Source organism: Synechococcus sp. BA-124 BA4, from assembly GCF_034931165.1.
On record NZ_JAYGIA010000024.1, the window covers coordinates 1 to 23,177 of the forward strand.

Genomic DNA, 23,177 nt, shown 5'->3' on the forward strand with positions numbered 1-23,177 from the left:
GTTCCGCGGCCCGCCTGCGGTCCTGGCGTGTCGGGGTGGCGGGCAGCTCCAGGGTCATCTCCCCCCGCAGCAGGGCCCGGACCCGGGCCTCCTGCCCCCAGCGCAGACCGCCGCGGCCATCGGGCACCGGCTCCAGCCATCCCTGGCCGGTGAGCTGCCGCAGCAGGGTCCGCCACTGGTCGCGGTCCAGCTCCTTGCCGATGCCGTAGACACTCAGGTTCTGGTGGCCCAGGGACCGCACCCGGGCTGTGTCGGCACCCAGCAGCACGTCGGTGAGGTGGGCAGCCCCGAAGCGCTGGCCCGTGCGGAACACGGCCGAGAGGGCCTTCTGGGCCGCCACGGTCCGGTCTTCCAGGACCTGGGGCTCGAGACAGCGGTCGCAGTTCCCGCAAGGCTCAGCCAATGTTTCGCCCAGATGGGCCAGCAGCACCTGGCGACGGCAGCCCGGTGCCTCGGTGAAGCCCACCAGCGCGTCGAGCTTGCCGTGCTCGATCCGCTTCTGGGCGGCCTCGGCCTCGGAGTCCTCGATGAAGCGTCGCAGCTGGGGCACATCCCCCGGCCCATGCACCATCCAGGCGGTGGCCGGAAGTCCGTCGCGTCCCGCTCGGCCGGTTTCCTGGTAGTAGGCCTCCAGGCTCTTGGGCAGATCCAGATGGGCGACGAAGCGCACATCCGGTTTGTCGATGCCCATTCCGAAGGCGATCGTGGCCACCACCACCACGCCGGCGTCGTTGCGGAAGCGACTGAGGGCACGGGAGCGCTCTCCGGCGTCCATCCCGGCGTGATAGCCCACAGCCTCGTGGCCGGCGGACTGCAGCAGGGCGGTGAAGCTGTCCACGCGGCTGCGTGAGCGGGCGTAGACGATGCCGGCTTCACCCCGGAACCCCTCCAGGAAGGCCAGCAGCTGCTCCCTGGCCTCCTGCTTGGGCCGCAGCAGGTAGCGGATGTTGGGACGATCGAAGCTGGCCAGGAACACCCGCCCCTGCTCGAGGGCCAGGCGCTCGATGATCTCGCCACGGGTGCGTGGATCGGCTGTGGCCGTGAGGGCCAGCCTTGGCACCTGCGGGACGCGCTGGGCGAGGACCTCCAGCTGCAGGTATTCGGGGCGGAAGTCGTGGCCCCACTGGGAGACGCAGTGGGCTTCATCAATGGCGAACAGGGCCAGGGGTCTGTCCTGCAGTCGCTCGAGCAGATCTCCGCCCAGCAGCCGCTCCGGTGAGACGTAGAGCAGATCCAGTTCACCCCTCTGGAGGGTGCGCCAGAGGGTGCCGGTGGCTTCGCTCGTGAGACCCGAGTGCAGCGCCGCCGCCCTCACCCCGGCCTGGAGCAGGGCCAGCACCTGATCGTCCATCAGAGCGATCAGGGGCGAGACCACCACCGTCAGGCCCTCACGGCAGAGAGCGGGCACCTGATAGCAGAGCGATTTGCCGCCACCGGTGGGCATCAGCACCAGACCGGAGCCGCCGGCGATCACATGCCGCACGATCGCCTCCTGCGGACCACGGAAGTCGTCGTAGCCGAACACCTCCCGCAGCACCAGCAGCGGATCGCTGCCCTCGAAGCGGCTCGGCATGACCGTGGACTTCGTCATGGTGCGTCCCACAATGGCCCCATGGATGGTTCCCCCGCTGCCTCGCCGTCGTCCTCCCGCCGTGGCGCCAGGGTGGGCCGCAGCGCCACGGCCTGGGGCTTTCTGGCTCCGGCGCTGCTGCTGTTGAGTGTTTCGGTGCTGATCCCGGCCGCGATGGCCCTGGTGATCAGCTTCACCGCCACCGGGCTCGACGTGAGCGAACCCTTGCGCTTTGTCGGCCTGGCCAACATCCGGCGGCTCCTGGCCGATCCGGTGTTCCTGCAGGTGCTGGGCACCACCTTCCTCTATCTGATCGGAGTGGTGCCGCCGATCGTCCTGGGATCCCTCACCCTGGCCGTCCTGGTGAACCGCCAGCTGCCCGGCATTCACCTCTTCCGTGCCGCCTTCTACACCCCGGTGCTGGTCTCGATCGTGGTGGCGGCCATCGCCTTCCGTTGGCTGTATGCCGAAAACGGTCTGATCAACGGTTGGCTGACCGCCTGGCTGGGGGAGGCGTTCACGCCGATCGGCTTTCTCACCACCCCCTGGCTGGCGCTGCCGGCCGTGATGCTCGTGACCCTCTGGAAGGGCCTGGGCTACTACATGGTCATCTTTCTCTCGGGTCTCCAGGGCATCTCGCCGGAGCTCTACGAAGCCGCCGCCCTCGATGGCAGCGAGGGCTGGCGGCGCCATCTCGACATCACCCTGCCGTTGCTTCGTCCCTACATCACCCTGGTGGGGGTGATCTCCGCGATCGCCGCCACCAAGGTGTTCGAGGAGGTGTATCTGATGACCCAGGGGGGACCGGCCGATTCCACCCGCACCCTCGTCTATTACGTCTACGACCAGGCGTTCTCCGAGCTGGACATCAGCTACGCCTGCACGGTGGGTCTGGCCCTCTTCCTGATCGTGCTGATCTTCAGCCTGCTGCGTTTCCTGGCGGTGGGAGAGAAGGGCTTCAGCTGAGGGAGCCCAGGCTGAGGAGGCCAGCCTGATGGTCAAGGGAATGGCAAGCTTCTGAATTGGCGCGCGCCCTGGTGTCGCGTGGTCCGTGAGGTCAGGGATGGGCAGCAGCATCGGCGTGGTGGGGGGCGGCCAACTGGCCTGGATGCTGGCGGCGGCGGCCCGGGAGCAGGGCATTGAACTGCACGTGCAGACCCCGGAGCTCACCGATCCCGCCGCACGGCTGGCCACCAGCGTGGTGCGGGCGCCGCTGGGCGATCTGGCGGCCTCCCGCCGTCTGGCCGAGAGGGCTTCGGCGATCAGTTTCGAGAACGAATGGCTCGACCTTGAGGCCCTCGCCCCGCTGGAGCAGGAGGGGGTGGTCTTCATTCCCCGGCTGCAGTCCCTGGCGGATCTGGTCTGCAAGCGCCGACAGCGCCAGTTGCTGGAGCGGTTGCACCTGCCCTCGCCGCGCTGGTTCCCGCTGGAGCAACTGCTGACTCCCCCGCCTGTGCTTGAGCCGGAGGATCCGCCGGTGGACGGAGCCGAGGACCGCGCCGCTGAAGCGGCTGAGCCAGAGACGCCTCAGCCACCCCAGCTCCCGCCGGGGTTCGACTTTCCGTTGATGGCCAAGGCTGTGCGGGGGGGCTACGACGGACGCGGCACCCGGGTGATCCGCAGCCAGGCGGAACTGGAGGCCCTGATCGAGACTGAGGATCCAGGCCTGTGGCTGCTGGAGGAGTTCGTGGCCTTCGAGCAGGAGCTGGCGCTGGTGGCCTGTCGCGATCACCTCGGGGCGGTTCAGTGCTACCCCCTGGTGGAGACGCACCAGCATGATCAGGTCTGCGAGTGGGTGCTCGCGCCCGCTGCCGCCAGCCAGGCGGTGGAGGCCCGCGCCCGCAACGTGGCGGCTTCGCTGCTGGCTGCGCTGGATTACGTGGGCGTGCTCTCGATTGAATTCTTCTACGGACGCTCGGGCCTCCTGGTCAATGAGCTCGCCCCGCGCACTCACAACTCCGGCCATTACACGATCGAAGCGTGTCGCACCAGCCAGTTCGCCCAGCAGGTGCGCATCGTCGCCGGAGAGCCCCTCGGAGACACCTCCATGCAGCTCAGCGGCGCGTTGATGGTGAACCTGCTGGGTTTCGAGACCTCCACGGCGGCCTACGCCAGGCAGCGCCAGGCCCTGGAGTCCCTGGCCGGCGCTCACCTGCACTGGTACGGCAAACGTCTGGCCCTGCCCGGACGCAAGCTGGGTCACATCACCCTGGAGCTCAAGGCCTCAGCTGCGGCCGAGCGGGCCAGGGAGGCAGCCCTGCGTCTGGCTGAAGTCCGGGCGATCTGGCCGCTGCCACCCGCTCGTACCCCTTAGAGTTTCTGCGGACTGCTGTGTTGGTGACTGCCTTTCACAGTTTCTGATCTGACTCCCTCTTCGACGTGGGTGGTCTGTCGTGACGGTGACGTACACCGGCCTCGTTGCCGGAAACCGAGCCCCACTTTGACCGCTCCTCTGGTACTACCAGGTCGAACACTGGGGCAAGACGGCACGGCGGTTCACCCTTTTCAATCCTTGAGACAGAGCAGCTCCAGGCGTTTCTGGAGCTGCTCCCGGGGCCAGGTGGTCAGCACGAACACCTCCTGGGCCGTGCTGCCCCGCCGGGCCAGCAGCTTGTATCCCCCGTTGATCGGAACCGACACCCGCAGACGCAGGCGTGGGCTGTGTCCCTTGACACGGCTGATCACGGCCGGGGTGATCGTCTCGATGCCTTCGTCCCGGGCCAGGGCTTTGAGCACGGGAATCAGACCTTCCACGTAGGTGCTGTGGGTGATCACCACCCGGCCCATGGGTATTTCTCTCAGGTGACCAAACCTAGGCAGGACCGCTAGGACGATGAAGCCCTTCGCCGATCCGCGGTGGTTTTGACACGCGCGTCGCTCAGTCTCGAGCTCAGCCGCCACCTCGGCGAAGCCGTTGAAGTGCTCACCCTGGTTGAGCCCTTGCGGCGCCAGGTGCGCGGCCTGGAGGTCTGCTCCGGACGGGTGTTCAGCTACGTGCTCGACCGGGGCGCCCTCACGCTGCAGGTGCGCAACCTGCTTGTGTTCAGCGTCTGCCCTCAGGACGATGCCCTGATGGGACTGGCCTGAGTCCCGGAGTCGATCCGCGTCGGTGTCCCGGCCGCCCCTGCGGGGATCACTCCCGCTCGAGAGGTGCCATCGTCAGCCCTTCCTGGCTGAGTTGCTGGTGGTACAGCTCAGCCTGCTCCTGGGGCCCGCTCCAGACCACGGCGGAACCCTCGGAGTCGATCTGATGGGCCAGCTCCCAGGCCCGGTCGGGTCCCATGCCCGGCAGGTAACGCACCAGGCAGTTCACCACGTGCTGGAAGGTGTTGACATCATCGTCGAGCACGACGACCCGGAGATGGGGATAGTGCTGGCGTTGCCGGATCCCCGCCGGGATCGTCTGAACTCCCGGTGCTGCCATCGTTGGACTGCGTCTGGGACAGCCCCATCCTAGGTAAAGTCTGAATCACTGTTGCTTGGGCGATCCCATGCTCATCACCCTTGGCTGGGCTTCCCTGGCTGCGTTGTTCAGCTTTTCGATCGCCATGGTGGTCTGGGGCCGCAACGGCGACGGCACGATCAATTTCTGATCGCCCCAGGGCCCACTCCACACCCGGATGCCTGACTTTCCCCTCTCCAGCACCAATGCCCTGGCACTGACCGCCTCGGTGTTGCTGGTCTTCGTCACGGGAGGGGTGATCTACCTCTCTGCGGTCGAGTGGCGTGACCGTCGCCGGGCCAGGAGACCTGCCCGCTCGCCTTCGGGTCGTCTGTCTTCCGGGCGACGGTGACTTCAGTACGGCCAGAACCCCTGGCCCCGTGGTCCTGGAGCGAGTCTGCCGACGTCCTGATCCCTCCACCGGACGTGGCTGCTCACCAACCTTGGCGAGAGACCTCACTCGCAGATCTGCTGCAGGCGTTGGCATCCTCCAGCCCGCCGGCAGCTTGTTCGGGGTGTTTTTCTTCAGCCGATGGTCGCCTGGAGCCGGGTCTGGCCCTGGCGTTCTGTCTGGCCACGGATCCGACCGGAGATCCAGCCCCAGCACACGCCCCAGCATCACCCGGTCCCAGACCAGAGCCCTGGGCGGAGGACGCCATGGCCGCCTCCCTCGAGCCGTTGCGCCTGGCCGCTGACGAGAGGCGCCGGCAGCTGGCCGGCGACACGGTCACCTACGTGGTCAACCGCAATCTCAATGTCAGCAACCACTGCGTCAAGCACTGCGGCTTCTGTGCCTTTCGCCGCGACGCCGGCAGCGCAGGGGCGTACTGGCTCGATCTCGACACCCTGCAGGAGCGGGCGGCAGAGGCCCAGGCACTGGGGGCCAGTGAACTCTGCCTGCAGGGCGGGCTCAATCCGGAGGCCCGGCTTGAGGGGAGCTCCCTGCGCTATCACACCAGGCTGCTGGAGGCCCTCGGGCAGGCCGCCCCGGGACTTCACCTGCATGCCTTCTCACCCCAGGAGCTGCTGTTCATCGCCGAGCAGGACCAGCTGCCGCTGGACACCGTGCTGGAGGAGCTGGAGGCCGCCGGACTGGGTTCGATTCCCGGCACCGCCGCCGAGGTGCTGAGTGAGACGGTGCGCCGGCAGCTGTGCCCCGAGAAGCTCTCCGCCCGGGCCTGGTGCGCCGTTGTGCTCCAGGCCCATCGCCGCGGGCTGGCCACCACCGCCACCCTGATGGCCGGTCATCTCGAGACCAGCGCCGATCGGGTCGCCCATCTGCTCACCCTGGTGGAGCTGCAGCGACGGGCCTGGGATCGGCACCAGCCCGGGTTCAGCGAATTCGTGCTCCTGCCCTACGTCGGTGAGGCGGCTCCGGCCCCCCTGCGCCATCGGGTTGGACGCGACCAGCCCGATCGCACCGAGATGCTGGTGCTCACCGCTCAGTCCAGGCTGTTGCTGGGCTCCTGGTTCAGGAACCACCAGCCCAGCTGGGTGAAACTGGGCCTGGATGGCGCCAGTGAAGCTCTGCGCTGGGGATGCAACGACCTGGGTGGCACGCTCATGGAAGAGCACATCACCAGCATGGCCGGAGCCCGCGGAGGCACGGCCCAGTCGCCGGAACGACTGGAGGCTGCCGCCCGCTGCCTGGACCGCCCGGTGCGGCGACGCACCACGCTGTACGCCATGACCTGCCCCCCACCATGACCCTCTCCCTGCCGCACTGGAAGGGTCTGCCGCCTGCACCCCGTCTGGGGCCCCTGCCGATCACGACAGCGCTGATCGCCCTGCTCGTGCTGGCTCCCGCCAGCCAGCTCCGCCGCTTTCCCCGCTCCAACGCCGAAGGGCTGGAGCGGGTGGTGGGCGTGGCCACCCTGGTCCAGAGCTTCCAGTCGGATGAGGCCCGGCCGGTGCCGCTGCTCTGGCAGGAGCGTCTGGGCGCCGAGCCGGCTGCCCGGCTCTGGGCCCGTCAGCGCGGCAGCTGGTGGCAGTTCTGGGGTCGGGAAGGGTCGGCGCACCTGGTGGTGCCGGCCAGATTGTTCGGCCCCCAGGCCGGTGCCGTCCTGCCCGGCCGGGCCGTGCGGGTGGACGACCTGGTGGTGATCGCTCCCGATCCCCTCTCTCAGCAGACACTCCAGCAGCAACTGCGTCGCACCACCCGGCCGCCCCGGGGGCTGGAGCAACGCTGCGTCAACCTGTTGCGCAGCCGCCAGGCGGTGGTCTGGACCAAGCTCGCTCTGGCGCAGATCTCCGGTGATCTCGCTCCGTTGCTGCAGCGCTTCCAGCAGGGCTGCCTCACGGTGAACGCCGAGGCGGACGGTCTCAGCTGGCAGGGGGAGGCCAGCGCCAAGCCCGATCCAGCGGCTCCAGCCCAGCCTCTGCCGCCGCAGCCGGCCCCCAGCCGGGATCCCCTTCCCGCTGATCTGCTCCTGGAGGTGGCCGGGGCCCGTCTGGATCAGCTCCTCGACGCCCTGCTCAGCAATGCTGTCATCCGTCAGCCGCTGATGGACCGCTATGGCCTCGATCAGGCCGCCCTGGAGCGTCTGCAGGGGACTCCGTTCCTGCTGCGCCTCAGACCCCAGCCCAAGGGTCCATTCCTGGCGTCGCTGGAGTTGCAGCTCGCGGTGGGTCAGGACCGCTCCGGCTGGACCCGCTGGTTGTCGGCCCTGAGCCAGGCCCTGGAGAGCCAGGGCCTGAGCGACCAGCGCTCTCCCACCAGTCCCGGACCGGCAGCGGCGGCCAACGCCGTGCAGGCCAGGTTGCCCAGCAGCCTCTGGCTGCGCGAGGACGGCACCCCCCTGGGGGGCTGGCGCTGGGTGGTGCCGGCCGCCGGTGGAGCCCCTGAGCTGTTGTTCGTACTCGGCGCCGCTCTGCCCAGCGCTGAACGATTTCCGACGGCCAGGCCCCCGGCGGGGGGTGGACTCAGTCTGCGCGCCAGGCCGGAAGCTCTCGCGGCCCTTGGGCTTCTGCCTCCTGATCTGCCGGCCGTGGCACGGCGCTCCACCCAGCTGGAACTTCGCTCGGTTCCTGTGGCCACCCCCAGGACACGGGCCACCTCTGGAGGCGATGCGGGGTTGTCGTGGTTGTGGGGTTCACTGACGCTGAAGACTCCCCAGACTGAGGAGCCTGGATCCGGCAGAACTGCTGGGGCCGGGCGCTGAGCTGGATCCTGAGCCGGTCAGCCCCCCTGGGAGGCGGCCGGAGGGTTGGCTTCGGGAACCACGGAGGGTTCGGTCTGGACTGAGTCGCTGGCGGCAGCGGAGACCTTGGTCTGCTGGGTCTGACGTTCGCGCCGGCGACGTTCAGCGGCCAGGGTCTCCTCCATCAGCTCGACGGCCTGGGCCATCTTCTCGAGGGTGCTGGCATAAAGGGTCAGATCCTTGTCGACACGCTCTTTCAGCAGACCCATGGATTCGCTGATCTCATGGGCGGCTTCCCGGAGGGCCTGGGGATCCACGGCATCGGCACCGCGGGCCTGCTGCAGCAGGCTTAGCAGCCCAACAGCGAACAGGCGCGAGTAGTGAAAGTCGGGCCTGTCGATTCCGGCAAGCACCCCGGCGATCGGCTCAGGCGCACCCTTGCCCCGCTGGGCCAGCCACTGCTTCACCTCCTCCAGGCTGTGCTCCCCGACGGCCTGCACGGCGGCGTCGCGCTTCGCCCGAATCTCCTGGGCATCGAAGCCCGAGGAGGCGCAGAGGGCGGCGAACAGGGGTTCTCTCTGCTCCGGCGGCCGGTAGCCCTTGGAAAACCCGTCAAAGACCTGGGTGAGGCCCACCGCGAACAGGCTGTCGCTGCGGAACCCGCTCTGCCGGCTGAGCAGATGCAACTCGACGAGCAGTTCATCGACCATGCGCCGGTACAGGGGTCCGATCACATAGGGAAAGGCTGCGTGGAAGACACGCTTGCTGTCAGCAACGGTGAGGCAGGCGCTCACACTCATCCGCTCGAATGCCTGGACCTTAGCGCTGCACCCCCCCGTGGCGATCGGGCGCTGGGCTCACTGTCGTCGGTAGGATCGACCGAGTTGCTTTGCCGTTGCCGATGATCCCGATCGTGATTGAGGATTCGGGCCGGGGTGAGCGCGCCTTTGATATCTACTCCAGGCTCCTGCGCGAGAGGATCATCTTTCTGGGCGAGCCAGTGACGGCAGAATCCGCCAATCGGGTGGTGGCGCAGCTTCTGTTTCTGGAGGCGGAAGATCCTGAGAAAGATATCTTTCTCTACATCAACTCCCCCGGCGGATCCGTCTACGACGGACTCGGCATCTTCGACACGATGCAGCACATCAAGCCCGACGTCCAGACGGTCTGTGTGGGCCTGGCCGCGAGCATGGGTGCCTTCCTGCTCACGGCTGGAGCCAAGGGCAAGCGCAGCAGCCTCCACCACTCACGCATCATGATTCACCAGCCCCTGGGCGGGGCCCGCGGGCAAGCCAGCGACATCCGCATTCAGGCGGACGAAATTCTCTACCTCAAGGACAAACTGAACCGGGAGCTCTCCGATCGCACCGGCCAACCTCTCGATCGCATCCAGCTCGACACTGACCGGGACTTCTTCATGTCACCGGCCGAGGCGGTGAGCTACGGGCTGATCGACAAAGTGATCGAAAAGCGTCCTGTCCGGCCGGTCTAGCTGAATTCAGGGGCGAGGTGGAGGGCCCAGCCGTCATGGCTGGACCTGCTCGCAAAACAGGCCGAACAGTGAATCGACCGGGATTGATGGTCAGGGCTGGTGATCTTCAGTCCTGGCCGGTGATCTCCAGACCATTCTTGCTGCCCTTGAGTTCCTTCCAGAGCATGCGGATCTCGTCGTACGCCTGATCCTGGTTGAGCTTGCCGTTGCTCTGAAGACCGACGATCAGGCCGACGCGGTCGGCGAAGCGTTCGAGATTCTGATGAAAGGCCAGCCGCTGTGGACTCCAGTCATCGCCGTGGTAGGCGCTGAAGGACTCCATCGGAGAGCGGGTGCTGCTCAAGACCTGAACGCATTTTGATGCAGGCTAAACACTCAACCGTGGCTGGCGGGAGAAGGTTCGGTTAAGGACCCTCACCCGCCCATAGACCCTACGACGGGAACCCAATTCAGGGTCAGGCCGCCGGCAGAAGGGGTGAGAAGCGGTCCTTCTCAGGAATCGTCGTGAACTCGGCCACCACGGCCCGGAACTCATCTCCATCGAGGGTTTCCTTCTCGATCAGCATCTCCACCAGGCGGTCCATGCAATCCCGGTGGCTGGCCACCAGAGCCTGAGTGTCGCGATAGCAGAGATCGACGATGCTGCGGATCTGCTCGTCGATACGGCGGGAGATGGAATCGGAGACATCACTGCGGGTCATCAGGTCACGCCCGAGAAACACCTCCTGATTACCGGCCTCCAGCGAGACCGGCCCAAGATCGCTCATTCCGAAGCGGGTCACCATCTGGCGGGCCATGCTCGCCACCTGCTGAATATCACCGCCGGCTCCGGTGGTGACCTCGGCGTGGCCAAAGACCACGTCTTCCGCCACGCGTCCCCCCAGGGCTCCCATGATGCGAGCCTTGAGCTGGGCCCGGCTCACGAGCATCTGCTCCTCATCCGGTGCGAACCAGGTGAGTCCCTGGGCCTGGCCGCGGGGGACCAGGGTGACCTTCTGAACAGGATCGTGATCCTTCACGAGGGTACCCACCAGGGCATGGCCCACTTCGTGGTAGGCGATCAGGCGCTTGCTGCGGCCATCGGTCAGGGGCTTGCCCTCCATGCCGGCGATCACCCGGTCGACGGCGTCATCGATCTCGGCCAGCGTTGTGGCCTCCTTGCGGCGCCGGGCGGTGAGGATGGCCGCCTCATTGAGCAGGTTGGCCAGGTCGGCTCCGGTGAACCCGGGTGTGCGGCGGGCAACCGCCTCGAGGGAGACGTCCTCGGCAAGCTTCTTGTTGCGGGAGTGAACCTTGAGGATCGAAAGCCGGCCCTTGATGTCAGGAGCGTCGACGCTCACCTGGCGATCGAAACGGCCCGGCCTCATCAGGGCCGAATCGAGCACATCGGGACGATTGGTGGCGGCGATGATGATGATGCCGCTGTTGCCCTCGAAGCCGTCCATCTCGGTGAGCAACTGGTTGAGGGTCTGCTCCCTCTCGTCGTTGCCGCCACCGATGCCTGCTCCACGCTGGCGTCCGACCGCATCGATCTCGTCGATGAAGATCAGGCAGGGGCTGTTCTCCTTGGCTCGCTTGAACAGATCGCGCACGCGGCTGGCTCCGACGCCCACGAACATCTCCACGAATTCCGAACCGGAGAGGGAGAAGAAGGGCACCCCGGCCTCGCCGGCGATGGCCTTGGCCAGCAGGGTCTTGCCGGTTCCGGGAGGTCCCACCAGCAGCACACCCTTGGGAATCTTGGCGCCCACCGAGGTGAAGCGTTCCGGCTGCTTCAGGAAGGTGACCACTTCCTCGAGGTCTTCCTTGGCTTCCTCGACGCCGGCCACGTCATCGAACATGACACCGGTTTCCGCCTCCATGGCGAAACGGGCCTTGGTCTTGCCGAACTGCATCGCCTGGCCAGGGCCACCGGGCATGGATGAGGAGCGGCGGGCCAGGAAGATCAGCGAGCCGATCAGCAGCAGGGGGAACAGCAGGTTGCCGAGAATGCCCAGTGCAGGTGGTGTGGTGCGGGGTGGGTGGATGTCGAAGCTGATGCCCTGAGACTTCAGGTTGTTGATCAGCTCAGGCGCCAGGCCGGGCAGATCGACCCGCAGGCGCTGCACGCGGTTGTCCAGATCGGGATCCACCGCTTCGATCACCGCGCTGCGGCCCCCGTCGAAGATGTCCACAGCCGTGACCCGCCCGGCGTCGATGTAGTCGAGGAAACGGCCGTAGCTCATCCTCGCCACCGCCGCATTGCGGGGGGCCACCGTGTCGGTGCGTCCCTCAGGGGTGAAACGGCTGGCGCCTCCGTTCCCCAGCACCTGCCAGCCGAGGAAAAGGGCCACTCCAAGCGGGAGCAGCCAGAGAGCGAAAAGACGCCAGCGCTGATTCATGGCTGAGGGGAATTTTTAACAAGTGTAAAGCGCGTGACCCGCGGCCGAGAGCTTCCGGCCACAGCGCCAGTGTTTTCAGCTTGTCATGGCTGCCCCGAGTGGTGCTCTCCGGTGACAGAGCTTCAGCGGATCGTCAGCCAGGCCGGATCGTCGCTGCCCTCGACGCTGTCGAGATCGGGAGGCTCGATCAGGAGCTCGGCACTGGGCAGGGTTTCGAGAAGTTCCGGTCCCCCCAGGCCATGGGTCCAGATTTCCAGTTCCGCACCCTTGGGAGCCTGGAAACTGAGGAGCTCGAAGGGGAAAATGACCCGCTCCAGGTAGAACTCACCGGGCCCGGAGGAGCGCATGATCACCATACGGTCGCTGGAGTTGCGATAGCCGCAGGAGAGCATGGCCAAGGGAGGAGTCTCGTCGGGATTCAACCATCAAGCCACCATCCACCCTGGGCTTTGGTCACGGTCAGCACCAATCAGCTTTCTTAAGGTTTTCTTGATATGGAGGAGGGCGTCCGCCCGCCGGCCCCAGCACGCCTGGCCCCTGGCCTCAGAGGCTGCGCAGGGCCACGATCGGATCCAGCCGGGAGGCCCGGCGAGCCGGCACCACGCCGAAGAACAGGCCGATCGATCCCGACAGGGCCACGGTGAAGAGCACACTGCCGCTGTCGATCGCGGCAGGCAAGGGGGTGAAGCGGCTCACCGCCGCCACCGTGCCCAGGCCCACCGCGCTGCCGATCAGGCCGCCGAGGCTGGCAAGCACCAGGGATTCCACCAGGAACTGCAGCAGCACATCCCCGCTGCGGGCCCCCACGGCCTTGCGCAGGCCGATCTCCTGGGTGCGCTCGCTCACCGACACCAGCATGATGTTCATGATGCCGATGCCGCCCACCAGCAGCGAGACACCGCCGATCGCACCCAGCATCAAGGTCAGACCTCCCGTGATCGTGCCGACGATCGAGAGCGCGTCCTGCTGGGAGCGCACGGCGAAATCATCCTCTCTGAGGATGCGGTGGCGCTGGCGCAGCAGGTTGGTGATCTGAAATTTGGCGGCGCTGGTGCTGGCCTCGTCGCGGGCTTCAGCGCTGATGAAGGTGAGCACCACCCCGTAGGTGGGGTCACGCCCGCTCAGCTTGCTGACCATCGTCGAAAGGGGGATGTAGGCGGCTTCGTCCTGATTGGTGCCAAAGGCGGCGCCCTTGGCGGCCATCACGCCGATCACCTCGAAGGTCTGATCGCGGATGCGCAGCGTCTGGCCGATGGCGGAGCCCGCAGGGAGCAGCTTCTGCTTGAGATCCGGGCCGATCACGGCCACGTTGCGGGCCCCTTTGATGTCGTCGTCGCTGAAGAATCGCCCCTGGGCGATCTCGAAACGCCGCACCGGAAGGAAGTCAGGCGTGATGCCGGACACCGAGGCGTTGGAGCTGTTCCCGCCTGACTGCACCACCGCGTTGATCGTGATCTGGGGAGCGACCCGGCGCACACTCGGCACCTGTTCGGCGATCGCCTCGGCGTCCTCCAGCACCAGGGTGCGCGGATTCTCGATGCCCTGGCGGCGTGTGTCGTTGTTGCCCGGCACGACGAAGAGCACATTGGCCCCGAGGGTGTTGAGCTGGCCCTCCGCCAGGTTCTGGGCCCCTTTGCCCACCCCCACCAGGGTGATCACCGAGGCATTGCCGATCACGATCCCCAGCATGGTCAGCAGGCTGCGCAGCCGGTTGGCCCTGAGGGTGTTGAGAGCCATCCCGACGGTTTCCGCCAGGGGCAGTTTCGAGGCCATGGCCGCCTGCAGCGTTCAGAGCCGCATCATGGCCAGCGGCGGCTGCCCCTGGCGCGGGCCTCAGAGGATGGTTTCGCTGCGGTCGGCCTGGGTGTGGTTACGGGCGCCGCGGTGCACCACGCCCTCACGCACTTCCAGGGTCACGAATTCCCCCAGGCGCAGGTCGGCGGTGGCGTTGGCCACGCCCACGATCACCGGCACCCCCAGCCGCTGGGCAATCACAGCGGCATGGCTGTCGCAGCCGGCCTCTTCGGCGATCACGCCCTTGGCCTTGCGGATGGCATCGAGGTAGGCGGCGCTGGTTTCGCGCACCACCAGGATCTCGCCGCTCTCCAGCCGCGCCGCCTCCTCGGCGGTGGTGGCCACGCGCACCCGTCCACTGACCGAACCATTGCCGATGCCAAGGCCCCGTCCCAGGACGGCGGAGACAATGCCCACCTTGACCAGATCGGTGGAGCCGCTCACTCCCGAGAGGGTGCCGGCGGTCTGGACCACCAGATCACCCTCCTTGAGCAGTCCCCGTTCCTGGGCGACACCCATGGCCAGGGTGAAGGTGCTGGTGGTCGACTCCTGATGGCCGATCAGCAGGGGGTTCACCCCCCAGACCAGCTGCAACTGGCGGGCCACCCTCACCTCGCTGGTGATCGCCAGGATCGTGGTGGAGGGGCGGAACTTGCTGACGTTGCGTGCCGTGGCCCCGCTCTTCGTGAGCGGCAGGATGGCGGCAGCCTGAAGCTGCCGGGCGATGGTGCTCACCGCCTGGCTGATGGCGTTGGGGATGGTGGAGGCCATGTGGCTGTCCACGACCCGCCGGGGGTAGTCGCGCTCGATCCGGCGGGCGATGCGAGCCATCGTTTCCACCGCCTCCACCGGGTAATCGCCCACGGCGGTTTCGTTGGAGAGCATCACCGCGTCGGTGCCATCGAGAATGGCGTTGGCCACGTCGCTGACCTCGGCCCTGGTGGGGCGCGGGCAGCTGGCCATGCTGTCGAGCATCTGGGTGGCCGTGATGATCGGAATGCCCAGGGTGTTGGCCTTGCGGATCAGTTCCTTCTGAAGCAGCGGCACCTCTTCGGCCGGCATCTCCACCCCCAGGTCCCCCCTGGCCACCATGACCCCGTCACAGAGGGGCAGGATCGCGTCGATCTGATCGATCGCCTCGAACTTCTCGATCTTGGCAATCACGGGGGTGCTGTACCCCTGAGCGCTGATCAGCTCACGGATCTCCTGCATGTCGGAGGGGTTGCGCACGAAGCTCAGGGCCACCCAGTCGACTTCCTGCTGGAGGCCGAAGCTGAGGTCCTCCCTGTCCTTGGTGGTGAGCGCACGGATCGACAGCTGCACATCGGGGAAGTTCACCCCCTTGTTGTTGGAGAGCACCCCACCCACCACAACGGTGCAGTGCAGAGTCCGCTCGGGGATGTCCACCGATTTGACCACCATCTCGACGCGGCCGTCGTCGAGGAGAATGCGGCTGCCGGCGGTCACCTCATCGGCCAGGCGGTCGTAGGTGATCGTGGCGATCGACTGGTTGCAGCTCACCGGCCGGGAGGTGAGGGCGAAGGGATCACCGTTGGCCAGGGTGATCGGGCCGCCTTCGAAGCGTCCCAGGCGGATCTTCGGACCCTGGAGATCCTGGAGGATGCCCACATGGATACCCAGCTCGTGGGCCACCTGACGGATCGTGGCGATCCGGGCGGCATGTTCGGAGTGGTCCCCGTGGGAGAAGTTGAGGCGGAACGTGGTGGCCCCAGCCTGGATCAGGTCCCGCAGTCGCTGGGGGGACTCCGTGGCTGGACCGATCGTTGCCACGATCTTGGTGCGACGCGACAGATCGGGCTGGGCCATCGGGAAGCCGAAGGTTCAGGCGGAAACTACCATCCGGTCCCGCCCCTCTCCTGCCGCCGATGGTGCTGAACCGATGGATCTGAACGACTACCAGCTCCAGGCTCGTTCCACTGCCCGCTACCCCCAGGTGGGGGCCAATCCCATCTATCCCACCCTGGGACTCTGTGGCGAGGCCGGTGAGGTGGCCGACAAGGTCAAGAAGGTGCTGCGCGATCGCGGCGGAGTGTTCGAGCCTGAGCTGGTGGAGGACCTGGCCCTCGAGCTGGGCGATGTGCTCTGGTACGTCTCCCAGCTGGCCAGTGAACTGGGGTTGACGCTCGACGATGTGGCCCGCGCCAATCTGGCGAAACTGGCGGGACGGGCCAGCCGCCAGACCCTCGGGGGAAGCGGCGACCACCGTTAGCACCAGACTGGAGCAGCCAGAGCCATCCACCACGAGCCCTGACCAGCCCGAGCCACCCGGAGGACCCCTTGAGCCCCAGACCCCCCTCAGCCCAGTCCGCCTGCCGTGAGCGGCACCTGCCCACAGCGCTGGCGCTGCTGCTGGCCTTGTTGCTGCTGGTGGCTCCCGCAGCCCCGGCCTGGGCCCTCGATCTGGCGGTGACGGACATCAGCCTGGAGCCCTGCCTTGAGGCTGACCCGGGAGCCCAGCCGCAGTTGAAGCGCCCCAGTGGGGCCAGTTGCTATGCCCTGCGCGGCACGGTGACCAATCCCCGCTCCCAGCCGGTGATTGACACGGATCTGTTCGCCGTGATCAGCGACCGCAGCGGTGAACCGGTGTTGCAGAACCGCACCCGGGTGGGCTCCATCGGTGATGTCCCCCCCGGGGAGTCACGCTTTGGTCTGCGCCTGGCGGTGCCGGCCGGTACCCCTGGCCCGCTGCAGGTCAGCCATGCCAAGGCCAGGGGATTCAACGCACCGGTGCGGGTGCGGGCAGGCGACGACGACGAGCTGCTGCCGCTGGAGCAGGCCATGCTTGATCCCGCCTGAAGACATGGCTCCGGCGTTTCAGTAGCCGATCCCGCCCATCAGCGATCCGCTGAGGAAATTCAGTCCTCCCTGAGCAAGTTGGAGGCTTACGAACGCGAGGATTGCCGAAAGGTCAAGGCCACCCAGGGGCGGGATCAGGCCGCGAAAGACATTGAGGTAGGGATCGGTGATCGAGCTCACCGTGCTCAGCACCGGATTGCTCCAGTCGAGGTTGGGGAACCAGCTCAGCAGCACCCTCACCAGCAGCACCAGGAGGTAGATCCACAGGGTCTGGGCCAGCACGGCCAGGATCTGACTCACGATGATCATGGGCAAGGCCTGCAGCAACTCAATGCTGACTCTATGCAGCTGGGTTGCCCTTTGCCCTCACCACGGGGGTGGGGTCAACCGTCGCCAGCTGGGTGACGGCGAAGGTGCGGTGGAACTTGTCGCTGAGGCTGATCCAGAAGGAGCGGCCGTCGCTCTGGCGCCGTCGCTCGATGAAGTCCTGGGCCAGCAACTCCTTGATGTGGTCGTAGGCGCCCGATCCGCGCAGCTCCACCAGGTCCGACTGCAGGATGCGCCGCTTCAGGGCCACCGTCGCCAGGGTGCGCAGGGTGGCGGTGGAGAGGTCCACCGGCAGCAGCGTCTGCACCAGATCGGCGTGACTGTCACGCAGCTGCAGGCTGAAGCGCTGGGCGTCCTGGCGAATTTCCAGGGCTGTGTCCCGGTGCGCGTAGTCGGCCATCAGGGTGATCAGGGCCATCTCCACGGCGTCGCGCTCGATCGGCTCGATCAGGCCCGCTGAAGCGATTTCGGCCAGTTCGCCCAGGCTGAGGGGGCGGCCCTTGAGGTAAAGGATGGCCTCAAGCCGTGCCGGCAGAGATAAGGAGGTGCTGGACATGGTCCCAGCCGACCCATCGTTGGTCGCACCGTACCGCAGCTGAACAGCGCAAGCTCAGGCCAGCTCAGGCACCGGCTGGCTGGCGGGGCCGAGGAACAGCCGGTACGCCGGGTTCTGGGTCTCGTCCCAGTGGCGGTAACCCAGGCCTGAGAGAAAGAGCTCCCAGGCGCCGGAATCCTGCTCCTCCACCTGCACCCCCACCACGATGCGACCCACGTCGGCCCCCTGGTTGCGGTAGTGGAAGATGCTGATCGACCAGTTGGGGTGCAGGGCGTTGACAAAGGCCATCAGCGCGCCCGGCCGCTCGGGAAACTCGAAGCGGTAGAGCAGCTCCCGCGGCGGCTCGGCTCCGGCGTGGCAGGCCGCTTCGGGCAGGCGCCCACCCACCATGTGGCGCAGGTGCAGCTTGGCCAGTTCATTGCTGCTGAGGTCGAGGCACGGGAAGCCGCCGGCGCCCAGCTGGCTGATCAGGGCCTCCGTGTCGCGATGCCCGTCGATCTGCACTCCCAGGAAAATGTGCGCCAGGCGGTGATCCGCCATCCGGTAGCTGAATTCGGTCAGGCTGCGGGAGCCCAGCAGCTCGCAGAGCTGGCGCAGGCTGCCCGGACGTTCGGGGATCTCCACCGCCAGCATCGCTTCACGCTCCTCCCCCAGCTCGGCCCGCTCGGCCACGAAGCGCAGGCGATCGAAATTCATGTTGGCGCCGCAGGCCACGGCCACCAGGGTTCGCTGTTTCAGACCTCGTCGCTGCACGTCGGCCTTCATGCCGGCCACCGCCAGAGCACCGGCCGGCTCGAGGATCGAACGGGTGTCCTCGAAGACGTCCTTGATCGCCGCGCAGATCTCATCGGTGTCCACCGTGACCATGGCATCCACATAGCGCTGGGCCAGGGCAAAGGTGTGCACCCCCACCTGGCGCACGGCCACCCCATCGGCGAACAGACCCACCTGCTCGAGGCTCACCCGCCGGCCCGCCGCCAGGGAGCGTGTCATGGCATCGGCATCCACCGGTTCGACACCGATCACCTCCACCTGGGGCCAGACGTTCTTGATGAAGGCGGCGATGCCGGCGATCAGCCCACCGCCGCCCACCGCCACATAGATGGCATCGGGGGGAGCCGAGCACTGGCGGAGGATTTCGAGGCCCACGGTCCCCTGGCCGGCGATCACTTCCGGATCGTCGAAGGGATGGATGAAGGTGAGGCCCCGCTCCTCCTCCAGCACCCTGGCCTGCTGGCATGCCTCGTCGTAGGTGTCACCGTGCAGGATCACTTCGGCACCGCGGGCGGCCACGGCCCCCACCTTCATCGCGGGTGTGGTGAGCGGCATGACGATCACCGCGTGGCAGCCCAGCCTCTCGGCCGCCAGGGCCACGCCCTGGGCGTGGTTGCCGGCGCTGGCGGCGATCACCCCACGCTCCAGTTCCGCCGGCGTCAGCTGGGCCATGCGGTTGTAGGCCCCGCGCAGCTTGAAGGAAAACACGGGCTGGAGGTCCTCGCGCTTGAGCAGCACCGTGTTGCCGAGCCGCCGCGACAGGTTGGGAGCCTCATCCAGTGGCGACTCGATCGCCACGTCGTAGACCCGCGCGCGCAGGATGCGCTGCAGTGTGTCGTCCATGCCTCCAGTGTGCCGGGCAGGAGAGCGGGCGGCTTCCGAAAGGTGACCGTTGCCCCCATTCCTCCGAAGGCAGGTCCTAGATTGAATTCTCAGATCTGATCAGGGTATGCATCTCAGCGAGCTGAGCCATCCCAACCAGTTGCATGGCCTCAGCATCGGCGAGCTTGAAGCCATAGCTCGTCAGATCCGTGAGAAGCATCTGGAGGTGGTGTCCACCAGCGGAGGTCATCTCGGCCCTGGATTGGGCGTGGTTGAACTCACCCTGGCCCTCTACCAGACTCTCGACCTGGAAACGGACCGGGTGGTCTGGGACGTGGGCCACCAGGCCTATCCCCACAAACTGGTCACGGGCCGCTACCACCAGTTCCACACCCTGCGCCAGCAGGGCGGGGTGGCCGGATATCTCAAGAGGAGTGAGTGCCGCTTCGATCACTTCGGCGCAGGTCATGCCTCCACCAGCATTTCGGCGGCCCTGGGCATGGCCCTGGCCCGCGACCGCCGCGGCGAGGACTACAAGTGCGTGGCCGTGATCGGTGATGGCGCCCTCACCGGAGGCATGGCGCTCGAAGCCATCAACCACGCCGGGCACCTTCCCAAGACCCCGCTGCTGGTGGTGCTGAACGACAACGACATGTCGATCTCGCCGCCGGTTGGAGCCCTCTCCACCTACCTCAACCGCATGCGGCTGAGTCCGCCGCTGCAGTTCCTCTCCGGCAGCGCCGAGGAGGCCTTCAAGCATCTGCCCTTCATGCACGGGGAACTGCCGCCCGAGCTGGAGCGGCTCAAGGAGAGCATGCGCCGCCTGGCGGTGCCCAAGGTGGGCGCCGTGTTCGAAGAGCTGGGCTTCACCTACATGGGGCCCATCGACGGCCACGACATCGCCGAGATGGTGCGGACGTTCACGGCCGCCCATCGCTGCGAGGGCCCCGTGCTGGTGCATGTGGCCACCACCAAGGGCAAGGGTTACCCCTATGCCGAGGCCGATCAGGTGGCCTACCACGCCCAGTCGGCCTTCGACCTCAAGACCGGCAAGGCCTTTCCCTCCAGCAAACCGAAGCCTCCCAGCTACAGCAAGGTCTTCGGACAGACCCTGGTGCGCATCTGCGAGCAGGACCCCACCGTGGTGGGCATCACGGCGGCCATGGCCACCGGCACCGGCCTCGATCTGCTGGAAAAGGCACTGCCCAACCAGTACTTCGATGTGGGCATCGCCGAGCAGCATGCCGTCACGATGGCGGCGGGCATGGCCACGGCGGGCCTCAAGCCGGTGGTGGCGATCTACAGCACCTTCCTGCAGCGTGCCTTCGACCAGCTCATTCACGACGTGGGCATCCAGAAGCTGCCGGTGACCTTCGTGCTCGACAGGGCCGGGATCGTGGGAGCCGATGGACCCACCCACCAGGGCCAGTACGACATCAGCTACCTGCGCGCTGTGCCGAATTTCACGGTGATGGCGCCCAAGGATGAGGCGGAGCTCCAGCGGATGCTGGTCACCTCGATCGGCCACGACGGTCCCTGCGCCATCCGTTTCCCCCGCGGCGAAGGCGAGGGTGTGCCCCTGATGGAGGAGGGCTGGGAGCCTCTGGAGATCGGCCAAGGCGAGCAGCTGGCCGATGGAGATGATCTGCTGATCGTGGCTTACGGCGCCATGGTGGCGCCGGCCATGGCCACGGCCGGCCTGCTTCAGGAGCAGGGCATCAGGGCGGCGGTCGTGAATGCCCGCTTCCTGCGTCCCCTCGATGAAAGCCTGATCCTGCCCCTGGCCCGCCGCATCGGCCGCGTGGTGACGATGGAGGAGGGCGCTCTGCCCGGTGGCTTCGGGGCCGCCGTGGTGGAAAGCCTCAACGACCACGAGGTGATGGTGCCCGTGTTCCGTATCGGCATCCCCGATCAGCTGGTGGACCACGCCAGCCCCGAGCAGAGCAAGAAGGCTCTCGGGCTGACACCACCCCAGATGGCCGATCGCATCCTGCAGCGCTTTGCCCTGCTGGGAATCCAGCGGCAGCCGGTGGCCGTCTGAGCTTGGCAGAGGTCCGAGTCTGGGGCTCGGAATCGGAAGCTCAGCACAACAGGCGGGTGTGCGGCCCGCCTGTTGTCGTTGGTCTGATGGTTGTTGATCTGGTCGCGGGTGCTGGTGGGCTCGGGCCTTTGACGTTCAGGCCCGAGCCTCGGCCCTGGATTCAGAGGACGCCGCGGGAGGCCAGACCCTGGATGGCGCCGATGCCGAAGATGTGACCCAGGCTGGTGGTGGCCAGCAGGGAGGCATGGCTGAGGCCACCGAAGAACTGGGCGTTGGGAAGCTGGGCACCTTCGGAGGGGTACTTGATGGTGGCCTTGCCGATGCCAATGGCGATCACGTTGCACACGATCATCACCAACGCCACCTTCGGCGACCAGGTCAGCGAGGCGGGCGCCATGGCGAGAAGAGGAGCGATCATGGTGGATCAAAAACTGACGCCCCATCCTGCGGGGGAACCGCGGGCTGTTCGCCGGCGCTTAAGACTTGTTCACTGCTCCGGTCCGTCGTCCAGGGTCATGGCATCGCTGTCAGCCTCCGGAGCCGATGGCTCACGGCCGCCACGGCTGAAGCCCCAGAGCACCAGCAGGTTGGCCAGCGTCAGGAAGGACTCCGCCCCCCCATGCAGGGCGTCCACATCGGCCAGCTTCCGGCCATAACGCTGCTCCGCCACCACTGAGGCGGCGATGGTGACCGCCACGAACACCAGGGTGAACTGGAAGCCGCGCAGGGCCAGGGGCGGGAAACGCCTGCTGGCCGAGGCCCAGCGCAGGAAGGCCAGATAGGGCAGCAGCGAGAGCACGAACAGGGGTCCGGGATCAACAGCCGCGAGGGAAGCCAGCCAGCCTCCGGACGGTGAGGCGGCGGCGATGGGCCCCAGGAGGGCAATCACGAGCGGCTCCTTTCGGGCAGCAGCGTCCACGCGGCTGCCGCCAGGGCCACATTTCCGAGCAGGGTGGTGCCGGCCTGGAACACCACCAGACCCTGAAGCTCCTCTGGATTGTCGAACAGGTGCCAGGTGCAGGCCGCCATGGCGCTGACCAGGGCCGGAAGCATGGCCAGGGCGATCCAGCGCCATTCGGTTTCGCCACGGCGCTCACCCCAGTGGATCACGGCTGCCATGGCCAGGATCCACTCCAGGACCGAGGCCACATGGATCCACCAGGTGGGCAGTGAAAGGGCATGCATGGCGCCCGGCACCCACGTGAACCAGCAATGTACGGAACCCAGGGCTCAGGTGGAGAGTGGGAGAGGCCTTGTTCCTCAGGGGTGCTGGACCTGGTCAGCCATGAAAAAACCCCGTCCGGACTGGCGGACGGGGTTGCGGGGATGCTGATCGTCGCAGGTCAGCCGAGGCCGATCTGGCCGAGGATGCCCTGGCCGGTGAGCAGTTCGGTGGCCAGGCCGATCACGAAGCCGAGCATGGCCAGACGGCCATTCCAGGTTTCAGCGAAGGAGACGAAGCCGAAGCGGGAATCGGAGCTGGACATTGCATGTGAAGCAGTGTTGCGAGAATTGTAACAGGAGGTAACCCGTCTTGTCATGGTCCTGGAGGCGGTCCCGGGTTCCCATGGCCCCTGGTGCATCGTCCCTGCTCCCGTAGCCTCCGTGCAGATCGAATCGGGTGTGCGGTGGCGCCAGCGCGGAAGGGGGTTCGACCGCTGCTCTGCGGCTACTACGGCGAGCACAACCTTGGCGACGACGCCCTGCTCGCCGCCCTTCTGGCCCAGCTGCCCGAGGGCTGCGATCCCCTCGTCACCGCCTTCGACCAGGGGGAGGTGCAGCAACGCCTGGGAGTGTGCACCTGTGCACGGCGGGATTTCGCGGCGGTTCGCCGGGCTCTCGATCGCTGTGATGCGCTTGTGCTCGGGGGCGGCAGTCTGCTCCAGGACTCCACCAGCTTCCGCAGCCTCCTCTATTACGCCGCGCTGATCATCTCGGCACGGCTGCAGGGCAAGCCCGTGCTGCTCTGGGGCCAGGGACTGGGGCCCCTGCGCCGGCGCCGCAGCCGCCTGCTGGTGCGG

The 23,177-nt window shown here is 67.0% G+C and carries 28 protein-coding genes and 1 other RNA gene; 13 read left to right on the plus strand and 16 right to left on the minus strand.

Annotated elements, in window-relative coordinates:
* The coding region (recQ, locus tag VB734_RS03690) for a DNA helicase RecQ (protein WP_323242951.1) at positions 1-1,591 on the minus strand (1,591 nt) is incomplete at its 3' end.
* Positions 1,592-1,612: 21 nt separating this feature from the next.
* Here recQ and VB734_RS03695 point away from each other — a divergent pair.
* From VB734_RS03695 to ssrS, 3 genes are all read left to right on the plus strand, one after another.
* Positions 1,613-2,536: a sugar ABC transporter permease gene (locus VB734_RS03695; protein WP_322781706.1), complete on the plus strand. Its 924-nt coding sequence runs from the start codon at positions 1,613-1,615 to the stop codon at positions 2,534-2,536.
* Between the two features lie 97 nt (positions 2,537-2,633).
* Positions 2,634-3,884, plus strand: coding sequence for a 5-(carboxyamino)imidazole ribonucleotide synthase (locus VB734_RS03700; protein WP_197163120.1), 1,251 nt, complete (start codon positions 2,634-2,636; stop codon positions 3,882-3,884).
* A gap of 6 nt (positions 3,885-3,890) precedes the next feature.
* Positions 3,891-4,072: non-coding RNA, 6S RNA (ssrS, locus tag VB734_RS03705), on the plus strand.
* A 3-nt stretch (positions 4,073-4,075) separates the two neighbouring features.
* On the opposite strand, the gene VB734_RS03710 is transcribed toward ssrS, so the two are convergent.
* A complete protein-coding gene (locus VB734_RS03710) occupies positions 4,076-4,357 on the minus strand; it encodes a DUF2103 domain-containing protein (protein ID WP_197163122.1) in 282 nt (93 codons plus the stop codon).
* A gap of 69 nt (positions 4,358-4,426) precedes the next feature.
* On the opposite strand from VB734_RS03710, the gene VB734_RS03715 reads away from it, so the two are divergent.
* Positions 4,427-4,657: a hypothetical protein gene (locus VB734_RS03715; protein WP_197163123.1), complete on the plus strand. Its 231-nt coding sequence runs from the start codon at positions 4,427-4,429 to the stop codon at positions 4,655-4,657.
* A 46-nt stretch (positions 4,658-4,703) separates the two neighbouring features.
* On the opposite strand, the gene clpS is transcribed toward VB734_RS03715, so the two are convergent.
* On the minus strand, positions 4,704-4,994 hold the full coding sequence (gene clpS, locus VB734_RS03720; RefSeq protein ID WP_197163125.1) for an ATP-dependent Clp protease adapter ClpS: 291 nt from the start codon (positions 4,992-4,994) through the stop codon (positions 4,704-4,706).
* A gap of 67 nt (positions 4,995-5,061) precedes the next feature.
* On the opposite strand from clpS, the gene petN reads away from it, so the two are divergent.
* The 4 genes from petN (at position 5,062) to VB734_RS03740 (ending at position 8,173) form a co-directional block, all read left to right on the plus strand.
* The gene (gene petN / locus VB734_RS03725) at positions 5,062-5,163 is read left to right on the plus strand and encodes a cytochrome b6-f complex subunit PetN (RefSeq protein ID WP_197163127.1); all 102 of its coding nucleotides are present in this window, start codon (positions 5,062-5,064) and stop codon (positions 5,161-5,163) included.
* A gap of 27 nt (positions 5,164-5,190) precedes the next feature.
* A complete protein-coding gene (locus VB734_RS03730; RefSeq protein ID WP_197163129.1) occupies positions 5,191-5,364 on the plus strand; it encodes a hypothetical protein in 174 nt (57 codons plus the stop codon).
* A gap of 305 nt (positions 5,365-5,669) precedes the next feature.
* Complete coding sequence (locus tag VB734_RS03735) at positions 5,670-6,719, plus strand: CofH family radical SAM protein (protein ID WP_322781705.1); 1,050 nt, start codon at positions 5,670-5,672, stop codon at positions 6,717-6,719.
* Positions 6,716-8,173: a hypothetical protein gene (locus VB734_RS03740; RefSeq protein ID WP_197163133.1), complete on the plus strand. Its 1,458-nt coding sequence runs from the start codon at positions 6,716-6,718 to the stop codon at positions 8,171-8,173. Before VB734_RS03735 ends, VB734_RS03740 begins: the two co-directional genes overlap by 4 nt.
* A gap of 17 nt (positions 8,174-8,190) precedes the next feature.
* On the opposite strand, the gene psb29 is transcribed toward VB734_RS03740, so the two are convergent.
* A complete protein-coding gene (psb29, locus tag VB734_RS03745; RefSeq protein ID WP_322782678.1) occupies positions 8,191-8,946 on the minus strand; it encodes a photosystem II biogenesis protein Psp29 in 756 nt (251 codons plus the stop codon).
* A 107-nt stretch (positions 8,947-9,053) separates the two neighbouring features.
* On the opposite strand from psb29, the gene clpP reads away from it, so the two are divergent.
* Positions 9,054-9,644 carry an ATP-dependent Clp endopeptidase proteolytic subunit ClpP gene (gene clpP / locus VB734_RS03750; RefSeq protein ID WP_197163137.1) on the plus strand — a complete coding sequence of 197 codons (591 nt, stop codon included), beginning with the start codon at positions 9,054-9,056 and terminating at the stop codon, positions 9,642-9,644.
* Positions 9,645-9,750: 106 nt separating this feature from the next.
* Here clpP and VB734_RS03755 read toward each other — a convergent pair whose 3' ends face one another.
* From VB734_RS03755 to pyk, 5 genes are all read right to left on the minus strand, one after another.
* A complete protein-coding gene (locus VB734_RS03755) occupies positions 9,751-9,987 on the minus strand; it encodes a hypothetical protein (protein ID WP_416223672.1) in 237 nt (78 codons plus the stop codon).
* A gap of 112 nt (positions 9,988-10,099) precedes the next feature.
* Positions 10,100-12,025, minus strand: coding sequence for an ATP-dependent zinc metalloprotease FtsH (gene ftsH, locus VB734_RS03760; protein WP_322781704.1), 1,926 nt, complete (start codon positions 12,023-12,025; stop codon positions 10,100-10,102).
* Between the two features lie 122 nt (positions 12,026-12,147).
* Positions 12,148-12,417, minus strand: coding sequence for a DUF1830 domain-containing protein (locus VB734_RS03765; RefSeq protein ID WP_322782676.1), 270 nt, complete (start codon positions 12,415-12,417; stop codon positions 12,148-12,150).
* A gap of 151 nt (positions 12,418-12,568) precedes the next feature.
* Complete coding sequence (locus VB734_RS03770; protein ID WP_197163150.1) at positions 12,569-13,798, minus strand: ABC transporter permease; 1,230 nt, start codon at positions 13,796-13,798, stop codon at positions 12,569-12,571.
* A gap of 60 nt (positions 13,799-13,858) precedes the next feature.
* Complete coding sequence (gene pyk / locus VB734_RS03775; RefSeq protein WP_322781703.1) at positions 13,859-15,646, minus strand: pyruvate kinase; 1,788 nt, start codon at positions 15,644-15,646, stop codon at positions 13,859-13,861.
* A gap of 73 nt (positions 15,647-15,719) precedes the next feature.
* Here pyk and VB734_RS03780 point away from each other — a divergent pair, with 73 nt between their 5' ends.
* Positions 15,720-16,049 (plus strand): nucleoside triphosphate pyrophosphohydrolase family protein, encoded by a 330-nt coding sequence (locus VB734_RS03780; protein ID WP_259737543.1) that lies wholly within the window; start codon positions 15,720-15,722, stop codon positions 16,047-16,049.
* A 116-nt stretch (positions 16,050-16,165) separates the two neighbouring features.
* Positions 16,166-16,636, plus strand: a complete 471-nt coding sequence (locus VB734_RS03785) for a hypothetical protein (RefSeq protein ID WP_322782675.1) — start codon at positions 16,166-16,168, stop codon at positions 16,634-16,636.
* Positions 16,637-16,654: 18 nt separating this feature from the next.
* Here VB734_RS03785 and VB734_RS03790 read toward each other — a convergent pair whose 3' ends face one another.
* From VB734_RS03790 to ilvA, 3 genes are read right to left on the minus strand one after another with little or no spacing between them, the layout of a single operon-like run.
* The gene (locus VB734_RS03790) at positions 16,655-16,945 is read right to left on the minus strand and encodes a YggT family protein (protein WP_322781702.1); all 291 of its coding nucleotides are present in this window, start codon (positions 16,943-16,945) and stop codon (positions 16,655-16,657) included.
* Between the two features lie 31 nt (positions 16,946-16,976).
* The gene (gene scpB, locus VB734_RS03795) at positions 16,977-17,519 is read right to left on the minus strand and encodes an SMC-Scp complex subunit ScpB (protein ID WP_322781701.1); all 543 of its coding nucleotides are present in this window, start codon (positions 17,517-17,519) and stop codon (positions 16,977-16,979) included.
* Positions 17,520-17,573: 54 nt separating this feature from the next.
* Positions 17,574-19,136, minus strand: a complete 1,563-nt coding sequence (gene ilvA / locus VB734_RS03800) for a threonine ammonia-lyase, biosynthetic (protein ID WP_322781700.1) — start codon at positions 19,134-19,136, stop codon at positions 17,574-17,576.
* 106 nt (positions 19,137-19,242) lie between these two features.
* On the opposite strand from ilvA, the gene dxs reads away from it, so the two are divergent.
* Positions 19,243-21,156 (plus strand): 1-deoxy-D-xylulose-5-phosphate synthase, encoded by a 1,914-nt coding sequence (gene dxs / locus VB734_RS03805; protein WP_197163170.1) that lies wholly within the window; start codon positions 19,243-19,245, stop codon positions 21,154-21,156.
* Positions 21,157-21,316: 160 nt separating this feature from the next.
* On the opposite strand, the gene psaK is transcribed toward dxs, so the two are convergent.
* From psaK to VB734_RS03825, 4 genes are all read right to left on the minus strand, one after another.
* A complete protein-coding gene (psaK, locus tag VB734_RS03810; RefSeq protein WP_185464612.1) occupies positions 21,317-21,574 on the minus strand; it encodes a photosystem I reaction center subunit PsaK in 258 nt (85 codons plus the stop codon).
* A gap of 69 nt (positions 21,575-21,643) precedes the next feature.
* Positions 21,644-22,045 (minus strand): DUF3593 domain-containing protein, encoded by a 402-nt coding sequence (locus VB734_RS03815; protein WP_322781699.1) that lies wholly within the window; start codon positions 22,043-22,045, stop codon positions 21,644-21,646.
* Positions 22,042-22,341 carry a DUF2499 domain-containing protein gene (locus tag VB734_RS03820; protein WP_197163172.1) on the minus strand — a complete coding sequence of 100 codons (300 nt, stop codon included), beginning with the start codon at positions 22,339-22,341 and terminating at the stop codon, positions 22,042-22,044. Before VB734_RS03820 ends, VB734_RS03815 begins: the two co-directional genes overlap by 4 nt.
* 158 nt (positions 22,342-22,499) lie before the next feature.
* On the minus strand, positions 22,500-22,643 hold the full coding sequence (locus tag VB734_RS03825; RefSeq protein WP_006171518.1) for a chlorophyll a/b-binding protein: 144 nt from the start codon (positions 22,641-22,643) through the stop codon (positions 22,500-22,502).
* A 141-nt stretch (positions 22,644-22,784) separates the two neighbouring features.
* Between VB734_RS03825 and VB734_RS03830 the strand changes: the two genes are divergently transcribed.
* Positions 22,785-23,177 (plus strand): polysaccharide pyruvyl transferase family protein (locus tag VB734_RS03830; RefSeq protein WP_323242952.1); only part of this gene is annotated, 393 nt, incomplete at its 3' end.

Coding starts and splice junctions, on each gene's coding strand:
- VB734_RS03695 (WP_322781706.1), top strand. CDS start 1,613: ATGGATGGTTCCCCCGCTGCCTCGCCGTCGTCCTCCCGCCGTGGCGCC.
- VB734_RS03700 (WP_197163120.1), top strand. CDS start 2,634: ATGGGCAGCAGCATCGGCGTGGTGGGGGGCGGCCAACTGGCCTGGATG.
- VB734_RS03710 (WP_197163122.1), bottom strand. CDS start 4,357: ATGGGCCGGGTGGTGATCACCCACAGCACCTACGTGGAAGGTCTGATT.
- clpS (WP_197163125.1), bottom strand. CDS start 4,994: ATGGCAGCACCGGGAGTTCAGACGATCCCGGCGGGGATCCGGCAACGC.
- petN (WP_197163127.1), top strand. CDS start 5,062: ATGCTCATCACCCTTGGCTGGGCTTCCCTGGCTGCGTTGTTCAGCTTT.
- VB734_RS03730 (WP_197163129.1), top strand. CDS start 5,191: ATGCCTGACTTTCCCCTCTCCAGCACCAATGCCCTGGCACTGACCGCC.
- VB734_RS03735 (WP_322781705.1), top strand. CDS start 5,670: ATGGCCGCCTCCCTCGAGCCGTTGCGCCTGGCCGCTGACGAGAGGCGC.
- VB734_RS03740 (WP_197163133.1), top strand. CDS start 6,716: ATGACCCTCTCCCTGCCGCACTGGAAGGGTCTGCCGCCTGCACCCCGT.
- clpP (WP_197163137.1), top strand. CDS start 9,054: ATGATCCCGATCGTGATTGAGGATTCGGGCCGGGGTGAGCGCGCCTTT.
- ftsH (WP_322781704.1), bottom strand. CDS start 12,025: ATGAATCAGCGCTGGCGTCTTTTCGCTCTCTGGCTGCTCCCGCTTGGA.
- VB734_RS03765 (WP_322782676.1), bottom strand. CDS start 12,417: ATGCTCTCCTGCGGCTATCGCAACTCCAGCGACCGTATGGTGATCATG.
- VB734_RS03770 (WP_197163150.1), bottom strand. CDS start 13,798: ATGGCCTCGAAACTGCCCCTGGCGGAAACCGTCGGGATGGCTCTCAAC.
- pyk (WP_322781703.1), bottom strand. CDS start 15,646: ATGGCCCAGCCCGATCTGTCGCGTCGCACCAAGATCGTGGCAACGATC.
- VB734_RS03780 (WP_259737543.1), top strand. CDS start 15,720: ATGGATCTGAACGACTACCAGCTCCAGGCTCGTTCCACTGCCCGCTAC.
- VB734_RS03790 (WP_322781702.1), bottom strand. CDS start 16,945: ATGATCATCGTGAGTCAGATCCTGGCCGTGCTGGCCCAGACCCTGTGG.
- scpB (WP_322781701.1), bottom strand. CDS start 17,519: ATGTCCAGCACCTCCTTATCTCTGCCGGCACGGCTTGAGGCCATCCTT.
- ilvA (WP_322781700.1), bottom strand. CDS start 19,136: ATGGACGACACACTGCAGCGCATCCTGCGCGCGCGGGTCTACGACGTG.
- dxs (WP_197163170.1), top strand. CDS start 19,243: ATGCATCTCAGCGAGCTGAGCCATCCCAACCAGTTGCATGGCCTCAGC.
- psaK (WP_185464612.1), bottom strand. CDS start 21,574: ATGATCGCTCCTCTTCTCGCCATGGCGCCCGCCTCGCTGACCTGGTCG.
- VB734_RS03820 (WP_197163172.1), bottom strand. CDS start 22,341: ATGCATGCCCTTTCACTGCCCACCTGGTGGATCCATGTGGCCTCGGTC.
- VB734_RS03825 (WP_006171518.1), bottom strand. CDS start 22,643: ATGTCCAGCTCCGATTCCCGCTTCGGCTTCGTCTCCTTCGCTGAAACC.